Consider the following 14,641-nt stretch of genomic DNA (forward strand, 5'->3'; position numbering starts at 1 on the left):
AAAGCTGATCGATGTCAATACCCCTCCAGGGCAATAGCGGCAAACTCAGTTCCGCAGGTGAATGCAACGTCAAGCGATGGGCGTTGCGCTCCATATTGTCTTACTTCCTTTTTTAGAATTACTGCATAGCACATATTAATTCGATACGCCGGCCTTATCCGCCGGCTTTTTTTTTGCCCCTGCGGCTGAGTTATATCTATGCTTGAAGGACAACGACCACAGAGGAGCAGGGTATGACATCCATTTTCGCCAGCGATCCGATTCCCACCGATCCCGTCCCGATCCCCGAGCCAATACCGCAGCCGCCGCCGAGTCCGCAACCGGATCCGCAGCCAGAACCGGGCTATCCGCCAATCCTCGATCCGCTGCCGCACAGGTAAAAAAAGGGCGCGCTGACTGAACAGCGCGCCCTTTTTAGTTCGGCTGCGAATCAGGGCAGCTGCAGCACGTCGAGGCGTACCGCCGGTGCAGCATCGTCCTCTTCCTGCCAGCCGGCAGGCTGAACGGGCAGCGTTTCGCGGTCAAAGGCGAGATCGCCGCCGTCTACGACCGCATCGCCATGCTGGATGCCTTTAAAATCGAACAGCGCGGTATCCGCCAGGTGCGACGGCACGACGTTTTGCATCGCGCTGAACATCGTCTCGAGCCGTCCTGGATAGCGCTTATCCCAGTCGCGCAGCATATCGCCGATCACCTGCCGCTGCAGGTTCGGCTGCGAACCGCAAAGGTTGCACGGAATAATCGGAAACTTGCGCGCCTCAGAGAAGCGTACGATATCTTTTTCCCGGCAGTAGGCCAGCGGACGGATCACGATATGCTTGCCGTCGTCGCTCATCAGCTTCGGCGGCATGCCTTTCATTTTCCCGCCATAGAACATGTTCAAAAACAGCGTCTGCATAATGTCGTCGCGATGGTGGCCCAGCGCGATTTTCGTGCAGCCCAGCTCGGTGGCGGTACGATAGAGAATGCCGCGGCGCAGGCGCGAACAGAGCGAGCAGGTGGTTTTGCCTTCCGGGATTTTCTCTTTAACGATGGAGTAGGTGTCTTCCTCGACGATTTTGTATTCGACGCCCAGCGATTCCAGATATTCCGGCAGGATATGCCCCGGAAAGCCCGGCTGTTTCTGGTCGAGGTTGACCGCCACCAGCGAGAAGTTAACCGGCGCGCTCTGCTGCAGATTGCGCAGGATCTCCAGCAGCGTATAGCTGTCTTTGCCGCCTGACAGGCAGACCATAATGCGGTCGCCCTCTTCAATCATGTTGTAATCGGCGATAGCGGCGCCGACGTTGCGACGCAGGCGCTTCTGGAGTTTGTTGAGGTTGTACTGTTCTTTCTTGTCAACCGTTTGATTTTCTTGCATTAAGTTATATCTCAGCAACCAAAAGAGGGCAGATAACGCGCAGCGCTTCGGCGCGCCATCCTGCTATTCAGCATAGCCAGCAGGCAAAAGTATGCCGCGTATGGTACGGATTACGGCGGCGAATGCCAGCACGTTTTATCGCGACGTCTCAGCGTGAACCGATACGTTCCAACGCGGGCAGATACTGGAAAGCGAGTAAAAGGGGCAGGGGCTTATCTCCTGCCGCTGGGGTTGTGAGATCTGAAGGGACGAGACTACAGGAAGTACTGCCTGCGTAACATTAATGAAGTACAGAGGCATATAGCGGGATATCGGCTTTAATTTTTTACTAATTTTTAATAAGCGTAAAATTTTGTTAATCCCGTCTGCAGGTTGCTTTTTTATCTGGGCTCTGTAAAAGGCTGCTTTTTATTTAAGTTTATCTGCTTGTCGTTTGGCTTAATATCCCTCTTGATTCGACTCGCTTATTTAAATTTACCGTCTGGTTTACCTGATCTCGCTTGAAAATGGCGGCGCCTCTTCTAGAATAAAAACCGTAACACGAAAACGGCTGGCATAACTGATTTATGCTGGTTGCCATTTTTAATAGCACTATATATCCAGGAGGATAATATGGCCGAACATCGTGGTGGTTCAGGTAATTTTGCAGAGAATCCTGAAAAAGCATCAGAAGCAGGCAAAAAAGGCGGGCAGAACAGCGGTAGTAATTTCGCCAATGACCGCGAGAAAGCTTCCGAAGCGGGTAAAAAAGGTGGCCAAAACAGCCACGGCGGCGGGCGTAAGTCTGAATAATCAGTAAGATAAGAACTGATTAAACCGCAGGCCCCGGCATTCGTGCCGGGGCTTTGAGTTTGCTTTCTTTTAAACTGACTTCATAAGTTGCCAGGCAATATATTTGCATTGTATAGCATTGCGTTTACAAATTATTAATGACCAACTACCTGGTATGAAAGCATGGGTTAAATGCCGTTCACATATTGAGTGGTATTATATCCCCACAAAATTTTCGGGAGATAAGTGGCGCTTTATCAAAAGGTTCGATTAAATATTTCGATTATTTATTATTGCGCAGTTTTTGTCTGGGAGGGGCGTCAGGATTTAGCTCGCTTTTTTCGGCGTACGTAATGCATTTCAGAGTCGGTTTTTCGCTTTTGTTGTCGAAGGACGCGGCGACGGCCAAAAGCGGTAGCGGTTAACTATTTTCCTGGTGTCATAGATACTTAATGCGTGGATTTGGACGGGGGCTTTTCCATGCCATATTTATGCTCTGGTACTGACTCGCTTTTTAGTCAGGCAGGTAATCCGTTACCATTATCAGAACATGTCGTTCGTTTGTAACGACTCCATAAAAAAGCCCGCGTTACACGGGCATGAATTCGTTCAAGGGGACAGGGAAATCCAGAATGCCAGACTTGCTGGCAAGGCCACCATACAGCGTTCACGTCAGATAGATACCATTAGTCAGCGTTTGCCTAAAATTCAGCACTAAGTGGGGCTGGGACACAACAAAACAGCACGCGACAGGCTAGTTGGCATAGGCTCGTCAGCTGAACCTGAGGCCTTCAATGTGCCGAACGCATGTTTTTCATCGCAGAAACCAGCCTGTTTACGCTTTTTTATCCCGAGCTTTTTTAGCCCGTCTGTATTCTTCGAAGTAGGGAAGCATCTCCAGAAAAAAAATTGATATAAAGACAAACGCAATATAGCCCGTTGGTAGCGGATCTGCTCTTAGCGTTAGCTCATACCTTGCAGGTTCGTTACCAAATCCAAACAGTGCCTGAAACTGACCCCAGTGCCTTGAAATGACCAGCAGCAGAGCCATTAGCGGAACCATTTCAAGGAAGCTGTGTATGTGTTGCTCGACGGGAGAGACTTTCCTGGCTGTAACCGCATAACTAACATCCCACAGAGCTGTAGCCTCATGGCAGAAAAAAAGAACAATCATACTTAATATAACCAGCGCGTTAACATCCAGGAAAAATGCCGAGAGCAACGGAATACTCATCTCCAGAAACATAAGTATATGAATATAAGTCTCCTTTAATCCTGTTGTCGTTTCAATATTCGTTGCTCGGTGACAAATCCAGTCAGCAAACCCGGCGATAAGCCACACGGGTAATACAAAGTAGAGCAACAGAAACATTTGTGGATCCAGTGGGTTCATATAAGCATCCTGTCGGTTTAAATTTCTGAACATAACGCTGCCAATCTGCCTGGGTTCGCCTGAATTTTGCAGGTTGAAGCTTAACCTGACATGCAGGATATATTCATGCATCCTGATAAATAGCCATCCTCATATTAGCTCACTCTTTATACGAGCAGCTTAACATCGTTTGCAATCAACAGAATATAATTCTTATCCAGCTGATGTCAGAGACTCTGGTTCGCATTCCTGTGGCTGATTAAGGCAGGGTATTAGATCCGGTGTAACTGGAGTTAAAAAGGTTATTCGACCTTTTTAAATGCCAGGCGAACATCCCGAGGCATGATAATAAATGGCACTTCTGGCTATAAATGCGCTAATGAATGTATGCTTATGATTTAAGTTTTATGACTAAAACCTATCAATGAAAATCGGATGTTGCTTTTTTTATCATAAAATCATCAGCTTGAATTAAATCTCAGTAACGATATGTGAAAGGAGCAGGTGATTATATCTGTTTTTATGATGGCCATTATTGTGAGTAAAATCACATTATGGCACATTTTGCAAAATTGTACATCTGGCTATTATGTTGTACAAAAAGGCGGAAATTTTTGTGTTGCATGAGTTATTTATACTGAGTGATAAAGAGGTGCTTATTATTAGCGTAACGGCTAACCGGATGAGGTGTTGTATTTTTTTGTTGAATTTTTTCTATATCAAATCCATATTTCATTCATCCTGACTAAATAATCTTTTTAAGCCTGAGGTGATGATATGGAAAAGCGTCGTGGTGGGGCAGGTAATTTCGCAGAAAACCCTGAGCGAGCCCGTGATGCGGGTCGTAAAGGTGGTCAAGTTAGCCGCGGTAATTTCAAATATGACAGAGAGCGTGCCGTCGAGGCTGGGCGAGCAGGCGGAAAGGTAAGCAAGAGAACGTCAAGCAATAGTATTGAGTAAATTTTTATCTGGTTGATATCATATCGACTGGTTACATTACCTATTTACTATTCCCTGTATTTACACTGTCAGTGTCATAAAAGTAGTGAGCATTTTTATTTTTTTTTTTTTTTTTCGGGCGCAAAACAATTTTAAGCTGCGCCTGGACTATTAAGCCGGGGTAATTATGCATAATAGCGGCAACAGAAAACCGGCGGACCGTTTCAGAAATCATTATGCCAGCGACGAGGCTGAGGCTCGTGCTTTCAATATGGGCACCGTTGTTTATGAACTGATAGATTCAGGAACAGTAATAAGCAGAAAATCTGTCTGTTGTAAATTGCTGGCAAGACTGGAACGCTGTGAAAGCCCGGAGGAAGAGCATTTATATTTCCGTATGATTCGATCGCTTTTTGGTCGCCATTAAACCGGCGGCAAGAAGGTGTAATAAATTCAGGTTGCGTTCTTCTTTCCTTATGGTTTTTCTGTGGTAAAGCGGGCAGTAAGAGTCAATTCAGCTGTACCTCACTGTATCGCAGTATGGCTCTCTGCCCGTAGTGCCTAATCAGCAGCGCTTCTTACCAGGGGTACAGATTAGCCTTTTGATTCAGTCAGAATCTTGATCTCCGCGTTTCTATGAGCCAGCAAAGGCACCGCGGCGTTAGCGTACTTCACTGTTACAGTCTCCGTTATGTGAGCTTAAGGCTATCTCGATTCATAAACCAGATCCCCAGCGCCAGAAATCCCGCCGCGCCGATCATGACCGCGCTCCAGCCGCCAGCGTGCCACAGTATGCCCGCCAGCGCTGATCCTATCGCCGCGCCGATAAAGTTAGAGACGACAAAGATGGTGCTCAGGCGACTACGCATCGCCGGATTAATTGAAATGATGCGTGTCTGATGCAACACGTTCAACGTCTGTACGGCGATATCGATCAGGATAATCGCCAGGATGATCAACCAGATGCTATTGCGGCCCCACGCGGCCACGCCGATAGCCACCAAGGCCAGTAACAGCGCCATGCCAGTCGCCGCCACCGAGTGACCCCGATCATGCAGAATGCCTGCCCGTCTGGCCATCAGCGCGCCGGCCAGTCCTGCCAGCCCCGTCAGGCCGATCTGGCTGACCGTATAAGAGTAGGGTGCAGCACTTAACAGAAACGTCAGGCTGGTCCAGAACATCGTGAAAACCAGAAAGCCGCAGGCGGCGATAAGCAGGGTGATACGCACCGTGGCGCTTTCCGCTATCACCGACAGCAGCGAGCGCATTAATGCACTGTAACTGAGATGCTGGCGAGGAATATCGGCTGGAAGCATACGCAGCATCAGAAACGCCAGGATGAAAGCGCCGCCCGCAGCGATAAAATAGACCGCACGCCAGCCGAGCAAATCGGCAATTACTCCGCTGACGGTTCTGGACAAGAGAATGCCGATAAGCATCCCGGAAATGATAGTGCCCAACACTTTTCCTAACTGCGGCGGGCTCGCCAGATCGCCGGCAAACGGCGTCAAAAGCTGGCCAGCAACGGTCGTCAGCCCTGTCAGCGCCATCGCCGCCATCAGTAATGGCATAGAGGGCGCGACCGCTGTCAGACACAGAGAAAGCGCTGAGAGAAACAGGATGGCAGGAATAAGCCTGCGGCGATTCCGGATGTCACCCAGCGGCACCAGCAGCAAAATGCCAGTGGCATAACCTAACTGGGTGAAGGTGATTAGCATACTTGCTGAGTCTGGCTGAGCGCCAAATGAGAGGGCGATATCATTCAGCAGCGGCTGTGCCCAGTAGAGATTACCGACCGCCATCCCGCCAGTAATGGCAAACAGCAGGATAAGCATGCGGTTTAAAACTGACTTTTCTGACGTGTCGATATTCTCAGGGCTATTGATCTTCACTCAACCTCCATTTCATCCGTTACGGGCTCATTCCCCTGTCTTATGGCTCAGAAATCCCACTGCCGGACTGCATTGCCCGATCACCACTGAGGCGAGGGGAGGCGCGGCAGAGGAATTTCTCCAATGATGCGAGCCATATAATCCGGATGTTCAATAATAGCCTGCTCCGCCCTCGGCGTATGAGCCGCGCGATTTTTCCATCCCCCCAGATAATACAAAAGCCGCCATCGCTGGCGGCTTTAAAATAATCTCATCGCGATAAATATTGTCAGCCAGGCTGCCGTTGGCGCTGTGCTATTAACTCGCCGTCGCGGTCTTCATCGCCGCACGCTGCGGCAACAGCCAGAGAAACGCAATGATAATCAGCGCCAGCGTCAGCGAGGCGCTATAGCGGCTCAGCGCAAGGCCGCCCGATGCGACGGGCTTATCCAGGAAGTCGCCCACCACCGCGCCCAGCGGTCGGGTCAGGATAAAGGCGGCCCAGAACAGCGCGGTACGCGAAAGCGCGGTAAAGCGGCTGGCGGCCCAGATAACGGCCAGCGCGCCGACAAACAGCAGGATCCCGCCGTCGTAGCCCAGTCCTTCACTGTCTGCGGTCCAGTCGCCCAACGCCGTGCCCAAGGTTTGCGAGAACATAATGGTGACCCAGTAAAAGCACTCGGTCACGCCGTTGTTGACGGAATTCACGGCGATAGTGCCGCAGGTAATGCGCCAGATAAACAGCGAGAGAACCAGCAGCGTGCTCAGCAGCAGGGTGCCGCCCAGATAGCCTATCCCCAGCGAGCGATCGGCAAAGTCCGCCAGCGTGGTGCCGACGGTGGTGGTGGCAACCACGGTAAACCAGTAGATCCACTTATTAAAGCTGTCACGTTTAATCTGCACCACGACAGCGACTAAAAAGATAATGGCGAAAATCAGCGTACCGGTCAGGTAGCCCAGATTCATCGACATGGTCACCGCATCGCCGCCAGTTTCACCCAGCGTGGTTGCCGCGATTTTAGTTAACCAGAAGGCCAGAGTAACGGCAGGTACTTTGCTGAGGGATTGAGAATCTGCGATCTTATTTTGCATGAGGGTAGGCTCCGGAAAAGCCCGAATTGGGCTAATACAGTGGCCACTTTATAAGATTATTCTTAAGCGAAGATTAAGCGCTATGAATGTTTAAGCGAAATTATGAGGTAAGCAGAAGCTGTTTTAGGGCGGTCAAACAGAGATGTCTGCCGTTTCCGCCAGCCGCGTCGACTGGACGCAGGGACAGCGAATCCTTAACGGCTGCATTATCCGTAAGCAACGGTGCGTTCAAGGGTTGATAACGCAGGCGCTCAGCATCACTATGCCTCTCCTGAGAGAGTAAATGGACGTTCTGAACGACAAGGGGGAAAGATGACAAACCGAGCCCTGGCTTACCGACGTTTCGGCCAGCCGGAAGAGGTATTGCATCTGGAGGCGGGAGAAAAAGGCGAGCTTGCTGCCGACGCGATCAGGGTAACGATGCACTACTCACCGGTTAACGCTTCCGACCTCATCCCGATGACGGGCGCCTATCAGCACCGTATCACGCTGCCGCAGGTTGCCGGCTACGAGGGTATGGGCGTGGTCACAGACGCGCCGGCAGCATACCGTCATTTAATGGGGCGACGGGTACTTGCTCTGCGAGGCGAAGGCACCTGGCAGAGTCAGGTAGATATTCCCGCCGCGCTTGCCATTCCCGTCCCCGATAATATTGACGACAGGCTGGCTGCGCGAGGTTATATCAACCCTCTTGCCGCAAAGCTGATGCTCGAGCACTTTTCACCGGCAGGTAAAGATATCCTGCTGACAGCGGCCGGGAGTGAGTGCGCCATGCTGCTAGGCCAGTGGGCGCTCCGCGCCGGCGCGCGCTCAGTGACGGGCATTCACCGCTCGCCAGTGCATGCGCTGAAGCTTGAACAGTGCGGCATTACGCCGGTTCAGGAGCAGGAGAGTGAGGCCATCGGCTATTATGCCGCGCGCGCTGGGGTCGTTTACGATGCCACCGGCGGCAGGCTGGCAGAAACGCTCCTTGAGCTGATGCCGCTGACCGCGCTGTTTATCAGCTATGGTCTTCTCTCCGGCGAGGTGTTCCGCGCTAAACATCACCTGCCGAAGATTCACTGGTTTCATGTGCGGCATTATCTTGCGGCAGCGGGCACAGACGGCTGGCAGCAGATGTTCAGAGCGCTGTGGCCGCTGCTCGCTGAAAGTCATACTCACGACGTGCAGATATTTGCCGTTGAGGAGTGGAAAGCCGCCATAGGGGCTTACCGCACAGCGGGAAGGTCGGCTAAACCGCTTATTAAGCTGGACCCTTAAACGGGATTTCCCCCGCAGATTGCGCCATGCGTCTGGCATAGCGCAACCTGCACGTCAGAGACCAGACAAGCTCTTTGAACATAAAGCGACCCGAGGCCGACGAGTTCCGCTACAATACTGTTTCCTTTAACAGCAGGAAAAAAAAGTGAAAGCTTTCATGGCCGCCGTTTTAATGCTGGCGCTGATAGCCTGCTCCAGCTCCACGGGGCGAAATTTTGATACGGCGAGCATTCAGAAAATACGCGTGGGAGCGACCACCCGCGCCGAGCTTATCGCGATGTTCGGCCCGCCCGATACGGAAACGCCTTATCCCAACGGGCAGCAGCTGCTGATGTGGAACTACAGCGAAGCGAGAACGCTTGATACGACGGCAGGCAAAACGCTTACCGTGCAAACCAAAAATGGCCGCGTGTTTAATTACACGCTGAGTAAAAGCTGACCGGCATAGCGCCGTCTCTCTCAGCGCAAAAAAAGCGCATAAACGGGGTTTTTTTCGCACCATTGCCAGCTGCCGTGCTGGGGTAGTCTGTCCCTCTTATCTCAAGGGGGAAATTATGGATACACGCACCATCGCTGTTTCGCTTGTCATGGCCATCAGTTTGCTCTGGATACGGGCTTCGGCGGCGCAGTCGCCGCAGCAGACCGACGATCAGGTCCGTCAGCTGATTATTGAAGACTCCATCGCCTCTTACCCGGGCGTATGCGCGTGTCCCTTTAACTCAGCGCGCAATGGCAGCAGTTGCGGTAGGCGAAGCGCCTGGAGTAAACAGGGCGGCTATGCGCCAGTATGTTATAAAAAAGAAATAACCCAGGAAATGGTCGATGAGTGGCGTAACAGTCATGGTGCCTGACCGAACTTCAGGTACCCGGCGCTACGCCGTGCGATAAACCTGCCAGGATAGTCTATTGAAAAACGATCGCCGCAGCGCCGCCTCACTGATCATGCTAATGAGCTTTAGCGCGCTAGCGGGCGTGGCGCTGCTCTCTCTTTTCGCCCGGCACTGGGGCGAGTTTGTGCAGTATTGTCTTACCCTGCAAATTTCACTGCATCGCTATCTGGTGCAGTACCTGCTTCTGCAGCGCGACCATCACATCAAAGGCGGACTGATGCTGATAGCAGGCAGCTTTACCTACGGGTTTCTGCATTCGGTCGGTCCCGGCCACGGCAAGTTTGTCATTACCACCTGGCTGGCTACGCACCGGGAAAAACTCAACGCCAGCCGCCTGATTACGCTGGCAGGCAGCCTGATGCAGGGCCTCGTCGCGGTTCTGTTTGTCCTTATTCTCGCCATCTCGCTGAATCTCTCTATGGGCGATCTCAGCGTAAGCCGCTTCTGGATGGAAAAAGCGAGCGCATTGCTTATCGCGGGCTTTGGTATCGCGCTTATCGGACGGGCGATCGGTCGCGATCGCCTGCGACTCTTCGGTGCCAGAGCGTCACGCCATCAGCATGATGCGGCCTGCGGCTGCGGACATCAGCATCAGCCAAACGCCGCAGATCTGACCGGCGGCTGGCGCAATGCGGCCTGGGTTATTGCCGGTATCGGCATCCGTCCCTGTAGCGGGGCGCTGATGATTCTGGTCTTTGCCAACGCCGTAGGCATGTTCAGCTGGGGCGTGGCGGCGGTGATGGCGATGTCGCTGGGCACGGCGGTGTCGATTATCATCCTGGCCACCTGGGTGCATCACTTCAGAGAGTGGATGCTTGCCGCAAACCAACCCGTGATAATGCGCTACGCGGCCACGCTCGGCAGAGTGGCGATAGTCGCGGGCGGAATGGCGCTTATCCTTTTTGCGGCGGTGCTGTTTTCCACCGTGATCCCGATCAGTGCGAACGGCGATTTTATCACGGCAGGCTGCTAGGCCGTCTGGCGCAACCCGTTCACCAGCAGCGTGAACACCTGAACGACTTTCGGCAGCGCTCGCTGCGGATCGTCGCTGGCGGCAATCCACTGGGCGGCATTGAGCGCAGCGCTATTCAGCAGGCAGGCGGTTGCGTCCGGGTCTACCGTTTTAATCACGCCGCGTTCCAGCATCTCGGCAATGCGCTGGCGGGTGGATTCAAGGCAGCTGTTCTGGCTTGGCCACTGGGCCGGATTGCCTAAGAAAGCGGGGCCGTCCAGCAGCACGATGCGCCGCACTTCCTCATCCAGCGCCATCTTGATGTAGGCGACCCCTTCCGCCAGCAGCTTTTCCCACTCATCTCCAGCATCCACCGCGGCATCCCTGGCGCGCTGCGCCATCTCGCTATCTATCTGGGTGACGACGGCGGCCAGTAACCCCTTTTTATCGCCGAAATTATGGTACAGCGCGCCGCGCGTCAGATTAACGCTGGCGGTCAGCTCATCCATCGATGCGGCGGCAAAGCCCTTTTCCGCAAAAGCTTTTCGCGCGGCGGCAATCAGCCTGGCGCGGTTTGCCTCCATGGTTTCGGCGCGGCGTTTCACAGCCATAGCGACTCCTTTTCACATACGTAGCGTATCTGAGTTGACATACGGCGCGTATGTGTGATTAATGTGACATACGCCGCGTATATTAAATGTTTTATGCCGGCTGCGCATCCCGCTTCATGACCTCACAGAAGGAAATACCATGAACCAGCCTCAACCCGTTTTCCCGGCTAACCGCCACGCGCTCTATGAAGAGCATGGCTATTCCGCCGCCATCCGCTCCGGCGATTTGCTGTTTGTCTCAGGCCAGGTCGGCAGTCGCGCCGACGGAACGCCGGAGCCCGATTTCGCCGCGCAGGTAGCGCTTGCTTTCGACAACCTCCGGGCGACGCTGGCCGCCGCCGGATGTACCTTTAACGATCTGATTGACGTCACTACCTTTCATACCGATCCGGAAAAGCAGTTCCCGACCATTATGCAGGTCAAACACGCCGTATTCCCCGAACCGCCTTACCCGAACTGGACGGCCGTTGGCGTCAACTGGCTGGCAGGCTTCGATTTTGAAATCAAGGTGATTGCCCGCATCCCCGCCCAGTAAACAGGGCGACGCCTTTACTCCATTTTTATTTGCGCGCGTCCCATTAATACAAAATTTTTATACGCCCCATGGTTGAATCTCCTGCAGCACCTGCTTAAGGAGAATCAACCTGATGACATACCTCAACCTGACCTGTCCGCGCTTCCCTTTAATCTGTCCAGTTCACGCTCGCCGTCCGGTAATAATCTGGAGGCACTACAGGATCCTTCCATGTCAGGCTTAATTCTGGTTTCACATAACTACTCTCAGCACGCCACGCTCTCGGCGCTGTATGAAACTATCCTGTCGCGCCGCGGCGGACTATGGGTTAGCTGGAACGGGAAATGCGAAGCGATCGCGCCCGACACGCTGCGCACGCTTTCATTCCGCCACGGAAATAAGTTCGACACCCTGACGTTTCCGCTGACGCAGGAAGAGTCGGATGCCGGCTACCACGGCTACGTGCATCAGGGGCTGTGGCCCGTTTTTCATCAGCGCCCCGATCTGGCGCGCTTTACCCACCACAGCCGGCATCACTACCAGAAAATCAACGAAGCCTACGCCCGGGCGATCGCGGAGTATGCGATGCCGGACGATCGGCTCTGGATTCAGGACTATCATCTGATTCCCTGCATAAAACTGCTGCGCGAGGCGGGGCTGCTCAACCGCATCGCATTTTTCTTTCATCAGCCGTTTCCTGCGGGACAGGGATTCGAGGCGATTCCAGACTGGCAGTGGCTGGCCGAGTCGCTGCTGTGCAGCGATCTGATCGGCTTTCAGACCCTTCAGGACATGAATAACTTCCTGCTGTGGATCGAAAGCGAATACCGCACCGAGCGTCTTAGCGCCACTCGCGTACGCGTCCATGGCCGCATCATTACGACCGGCGTCTTTCCGGTGGGGATCGACCTGGAGGATGTGGAATATCTAAAAGAGAGCAACAGCTGTCGCCTGATGGAGCAGCAGTGCCGCGACACGCTGCCGGAACATACCGTGCTTAGCGGCGGCCATCTGGATAGCAGCGCCGGGCTGCCGTATCGCCTCAGCGCCATGGAGGTGCTGCTGCGCGCCCATCCCGAGCATGAAGGATCGATTCGCCTGCTGCAGCTCGCCTCAAAGGCCGCCGGGCATCTTCCGCGGGTCAGAGAGGTCGCTCAGGATCTGGAAAGCCGGTGCGGCGAAATGAACGGCGCGCACGGCATGCTAGGCTGGTATCCAGTTAGCTGTCTGACGCACGCCTACAGCCGGGAAGAGCAGGCGGGCATCTACCGTGCATCGCGCGTCGCGCTGGTGACGCCGCTGATGGCCGGCATGAGCCTGATGGCGAAAATGTATGTGGCGCTGCAGGACCGCGCCAATCCCGGCGTGCTGATTCTGTCGCAGTTCGCGGGCGCCTCGGAGCACATGGACGGCGCGATTGTCGTCAATCCATACGATCCCGACGCCATTGCCGACGCTATCCATACCGCGCTGCGGCTGCCGCCAAAAGAGCGTCAGAACCGGCACGCCAGACTGATGAAAGGCATCCGGCGCCTCGACTGCCACTGGTGGGCCGACAGCCTGCTCGCCAGCCTGAACGAGGCGGAGGGCAATGACCGCCAGGCCTCGCCGGAGCACAGCCTCTACGTTACGGCGCCAAACGGACGCATCCGCTACTAGCAGACATCGCCTGCTAATCTTGCCGCAGGCGCGCCGCCCGCATCGTGCGCCGGTACAGGCCGGGAGGCATGCCGTATTGACGGCTAAACGCCCGGGTAAGCGTCTGCTGCGACTCAAACTGATAGCTGACGGCAATATCGGCAATACGGCGATCGCTGGTTATCAGTTCGCTGGCGATCGCTTTCATGCGTTCCAGACGAATAAACGCGCCGAGGCTGATGCCGTGATAAAGAAGAAAGCGCCGGTTTAAATACCACTGCGAATAGCCAAACCGGGCGGCAATATCCCGAAGGAGGAGGCGATGAGCAACATTTTCCCCTATCCAGCGCGCAAGGTCGGCGTACATCTGCTGTTCTGGCAACATAGAGAGATTCCCTTTTGAGGCTTCAGCCAGCGTCTGCTGCGATATCAAAAGAGATAGATCGCCCAGGCTAGCAGATAGATCGCTACGCACGCTAAATAGACGGCGACAAGCGTGAGCAGGTCCTTTGTTGAATACATCGTCAAAAGCTGTAGGTGATGGCGATCGTGCCCACGCCTTCGCCGCGGCGGAAAACCACCGGACTCTCCGCCGCACGATCGCCGAGCCAGCTGTAGCCTGCGCTGGCCAGGCTTCCCCAGTTGGCATCAAACTGATGACTCCAGCTGAGCGTGGTTTGCACCCCATAAAATCCGCCGGGCGCGCGATAGCGTTCAAAACCGGCGCGGCGGCTTTGCGCGGCGCTGACGCCATACCAGCTGTTCATATAGCGCGCATCGCCGAACAGCGCCGCCGACTGCAGCGCCAGGGTATCGCGCGTGGATTGCAGCGGCACCAGCGTCAGCGACGCCTGATAATTGACCCCTTGATCGTCGCTGAGCGGCAGCACCGCCTTGCCCTCAGCGCTAAGCCAGGGCGTGACCTGCCAGCCCAGCGCCAGCGCAGTATTGACGCTGGCGTCGATGTTGCCCATACCTTTGAGCCTGTCGGCGCCGTCGCGCCAGTCGGCGTCTTTATCGGCGCGGCCCAGGCTGTAGCCCAGCGTATGCTCAAGGTAGAAGCCGCCGTCGCTCTGCAGATCGTAGCCGACGCCTTTCTGGGCATCGGCAAAAAAAGCGCCGCGCCTTGCCTGAAAAATCGGCACCGGCTGCAGCCGCATCTTATCGGAGCCGCTGTAGCGCGGGGCAGACTGCGCGCCCAGGCCGACCATGACGCCGTCCTGCGTCTCGCCGTCATCAGCGCGCGCCGCCGCGGCGCTGGCGAGCAGTGCCAGTCCGGCCATGTACAGCGTCGTATTTCTGGTTATCATCATCTCTCCTCGTCATCCGTTTTCTCCGCCCTGTGACGGGCGATCGTACCGCCAGCCGCAA

At 54.4% G+C, this 14,641-nt stretch carries 17 protein-coding genes and 1 pseudogene; 10 read left to right on the forward strand and 8 right to left on the reverse strand.

All coding sequences use genetic code 11. The features are described 5' to 3' along the window. The first annotated feature begins 233 nt into the window (after positions 1–233). Positions 234–380 (forward strand): hypothetical protein, encoded by a 147-nt coding sequence (locus tag JS46_RS24415; RefSeq protein ID WP_187143635.1) that lies wholly within the window; start codon positions 234–236, stop codon positions 378–380. Between the two features lie 50 nt (positions 381–430). Here the strand turns inward: JS46_RS24415 and ttcA are convergent, their stop codons facing one another. Next, complete coding sequence (gene ttcA, locus JS46_RS01110) at positions 431–1,360, reverse strand: tRNA 2-thiocytidine(32) synthetase TtcA (protein ID WP_033746970.1); 930 nt, start codon at positions 1,358–1,360, stop codon at positions 431–433. A gap of 73 nt (positions 1,361–1,433) precedes the next feature. Beyond that, a pseudogene (locus tag JS46_RS24500) lies at positions 1,434–1,564 on the reverse strand (hypothetical protein); the annotation flags it as partial. Between the two features lie 408 nt (positions 1,565–1,972). On the opposite strand from JS46_RS24500, the gene JS46_RS01115 reads away from it, so the two are divergent. After that, a complete protein-coding gene (locus JS46_RS01115; protein WP_033746972.1) occupies positions 1,973–2,152 on the forward strand; it encodes a general stress protein in 180 nt (59 codons plus the stop codon). Between the two features lie 814 nt (positions 2,153–2,966). Here JS46_RS01115 and JS46_RS01120 read toward each other — a convergent pair. After that, positions 2,967–3,524 carry a hypothetical protein gene (locus JS46_RS01120; protein WP_033746974.1) on the reverse strand — a complete coding sequence of 186 codons (558 nt, stop codon included), beginning with the start codon at positions 3,522–3,524 and terminating at the stop codon, positions 2,967–2,969. A gap of 756 nt (positions 3,525–4,280) precedes the next feature. Between JS46_RS01120 and JS46_RS23155 the strand changes: the two genes are divergently transcribed. Further along, complete coding sequence (locus JS46_RS23155) at positions 4,281–4,463, forward strand: general stress protein (RefSeq protein WP_072010379.1); 183 nt, start codon at positions 4,281–4,283, stop codon at positions 4,461–4,463. A 166-nt stretch (positions 4,464–4,629) separates the two neighbouring features. Continuing rightward, a complete protein-coding gene (locus JS46_RS24010) occupies positions 4,630–4,869 on the forward strand; it encodes a two-component-system connector protein YcgZ (protein WP_152560652.1) in 240 nt (79 codons plus the stop codon). A gap of 262 nt (positions 4,870–5,131) precedes the next feature. Here the strand turns inward: JS46_RS24010 and JS46_RS01125 are convergent, their stop codons facing one another. Beyond that, positions 5,132–6,334, reverse strand: a complete 1,203-nt coding sequence (locus tag JS46_RS01125; RefSeq protein ID WP_200879014.1) for an MFS transporter — start codon at positions 6,332–6,334, stop codon at positions 5,132–5,134. Between the two features lie 297 nt (positions 6,335–6,631). Then, positions 6,632–7,405, reverse strand: coding sequence for a membrane protein (locus JS46_RS01130; protein WP_033746978.1), 774 nt, complete (start codon positions 7,403–7,405; stop codon positions 6,632–6,634). Between the two features lie 312 nt (positions 7,406–7,717). Between JS46_RS01130 and JS46_RS01135 the strand changes: the two genes are divergently transcribed. The 4 genes from JS46_RS01135 (at position 7,718) to JS46_RS01150 (ending at position 10,528) form a co-directional block, all read left to right on the forward strand. Continuing rightward, the gene (locus JS46_RS01135; RefSeq protein ID WP_033746981.1) at positions 7,718–8,665 is read left to right on the forward strand and encodes a zinc-dependent alcohol dehydrogenase family protein; all 948 of its coding nucleotides are present in this window, start codon (positions 7,718–7,720) and stop codon (positions 8,663–8,665) included. A 157-nt stretch (positions 8,666–8,822) separates the two neighbouring features. Continuing rightward, positions 8,823–9,104: a hypothetical protein gene (locus JS46_RS01140; RefSeq protein WP_033747964.1), complete on the forward strand. Its 282-nt coding sequence runs from the start codon at positions 8,823–8,825 to the stop codon at positions 9,102–9,104. A gap of 148 nt (positions 9,105–9,252) precedes the next feature. Next, positions 9,253–9,516 (forward strand): hypothetical protein, encoded by a 264-nt coding sequence (locus JS46_RS01145; RefSeq protein WP_369799128.1) that lies wholly within the window; start codon positions 9,253–9,255, stop codon positions 9,514–9,516. Positions 9,517–9,607: 91 nt separating this feature from the next. Beyond that, on the forward strand, positions 9,608–10,528 hold the full coding sequence (locus tag JS46_RS01150) for a nickel transporter (protein ID WP_033747966.1): 921 nt from the start codon (positions 9,608–9,610) through the stop codon (positions 10,526–10,528). On the opposite strand, the gene JS46_RS01155 is transcribed toward JS46_RS01150, so the two are convergent. Beyond that, the gene (locus JS46_RS01155; RefSeq protein WP_033746985.1) at positions 10,525–11,118 is read right to left on the reverse strand and encodes a TetR/AcrR family transcriptional regulator; all 594 of its coding nucleotides are present in this window, start codon (positions 11,116–11,118) and stop codon (positions 10,525–10,527) included. The two genes, JS46_RS01150 and JS46_RS01155, sit on opposite strands and share 4 nt — an antisense overlap. 139 nt (positions 11,119–11,257) lie before the next feature. Between JS46_RS01155 and JS46_RS01160 the strand changes: the two genes are divergently transcribed. Both JS46_RS01160 and JS46_RS01165 read left to right on the forward strand, forming a co-directional pair. After that, positions 11,258–11,653 (forward strand): RidA family protein, encoded by a 396-nt coding sequence (locus tag JS46_RS01160; RefSeq protein ID WP_033746988.1) that lies wholly within the window; start codon positions 11,258–11,260, stop codon positions 11,651–11,653. A gap of 210 nt (positions 11,654–11,863) precedes the next feature. Then, positions 11,864–13,291, forward strand: coding sequence for a trehalose-6-phosphate synthase (locus tag JS46_RS01165; protein WP_033746990.1), 1,428 nt, complete (start codon positions 11,864–11,866; stop codon positions 13,289–13,291). 13 nt (positions 13,292–13,304) lie between these two features. Here JS46_RS01165 and JS46_RS01170 read toward each other — a convergent pair whose 3' ends face one another. Further along, positions 13,305–13,655 carry a helix-turn-helix domain-containing protein gene (locus tag JS46_RS01170; protein WP_033746992.1) on the reverse strand — a complete coding sequence of 117 codons (351 nt, stop codon included), beginning with the start codon at positions 13,653–13,655 and terminating at the stop codon, positions 13,305–13,307. 139 nt (positions 13,656–13,794) lie between these two features. Continuing rightward, positions 13,795–14,580 carry a MipA/OmpV family protein gene (locus tag JS46_RS01175; RefSeq protein ID WP_033746995.1) on the reverse strand — a complete coding sequence of 262 codons (786 nt, stop codon included), beginning with the start codon at positions 14,578–14,580 and terminating at the stop codon, positions 13,795–13,797. Positions 14,581–14,641: the final 61 nt, after the last annotated feature.

Source organism: Pantoea sp. NGS-ED-1003 (assembly GCF_000738765.1).
GTDB lineage: Bacteria > Pseudomonadota > Gammaproteobacteria > Enterobacterales > Enterobacteriaceae > Pantoea > Pantoea septica.

Coding starts and splice junctions, on each gene's coding strand:
- JS46_RS01120 (WP_033746974.1), bottom strand. CDS start 3,524: ATGAACCCACTGGATCCACAAATGTTTCTGTTGCTCTACTTTGTATTA.
- JS46_RS01150 (WP_033747966.1), top strand. CDS start 9,608: ATGCTAATGAGCTTTAGCGCGCTAGCGGGCGTGGCGCTGCTCTCTCTT.
- ttcA (WP_033746970.1), bottom strand. CDS start 1,360: ATGCAAGAAAATCAAACGGTTGACAAGAAAGAACAGTACAACCTCAAC.
- JS46_RS24415 (WP_187143635.1), top strand. CDS start 234: ATGACATCCATTTTCGCCAGCGATCCGATTCCCACCGATCCCGTCCCG.
- JS46_RS01170 (WP_033746992.1), bottom strand. CDS start 13,655: ATGTTGCCAGAACAGCAGATGTACGCCGACCTTGCGCGCTGGATAGGG.
- JS46_RS01130 (WP_033746978.1), bottom strand. CDS start 7,405: ATGCAAAATAAGATCGCAGATTCTCAATCCCTCAGCAAAGTACCTGCC.
- JS46_RS01140 (WP_033747964.1), top strand. CDS start 8,823: ATGGCCGCCGTTTTAATGCTGGCGCTGATAGCCTGCTCCAGCTCCACG.
- JS46_RS01115 (WP_033746972.1), top strand. CDS start 1,973: ATGGCCGAACATCGTGGTGGTTCAGGTAATTTTGCAGAGAATCCTGAA.
- JS46_RS01165 (WP_033746990.1), top strand. CDS start 11,864: ATGTCAGGCTTAATTCTGGTTTCACATAACTACTCTCAGCACGCCACG.
- JS46_RS23155 (WP_072010379.1), top strand. CDS start 4,281: ATGGAAAAGCGTCGTGGTGGGGCAGGTAATTTCGCAGAAAACCCTGAG.
- JS46_RS01145 (WP_369799128.1), top strand. CDS start 9,253: ATGGCCATCAGTTTGCTCTGGATACGGGCTTCGGCGGCGCAGTCGCCG.
- JS46_RS01135 (WP_033746981.1), top strand. CDS start 7,718: ATGACAAACCGAGCCCTGGCTTACCGACGTTTCGGCCAGCCGGAAGAG.
- JS46_RS01160 (WP_033746988.1), top strand. CDS start 11,258: ATGAACCAGCCTCAACCCGTTTTCCCGGCTAACCGCCACGCGCTCTAT.
- JS46_RS01175 (WP_033746995.1), bottom strand. CDS start 14,580: ATGATAACCAGAAATACGACGCTGTACATGGCCGGACTGGCACTGCTC.
- JS46_RS01155 (WP_033746985.1), bottom strand. CDS start 11,118: ATGGCTGTGAAACGCCGCGCCGAAACCATGGAGGCAAACCGCGCCAGG.
- JS46_RS24010 (WP_152560652.1), top strand. CDS start 4,630: ATGCATAATAGCGGCAACAGAAAACCGGCGGACCGTTTCAGAAATCAT.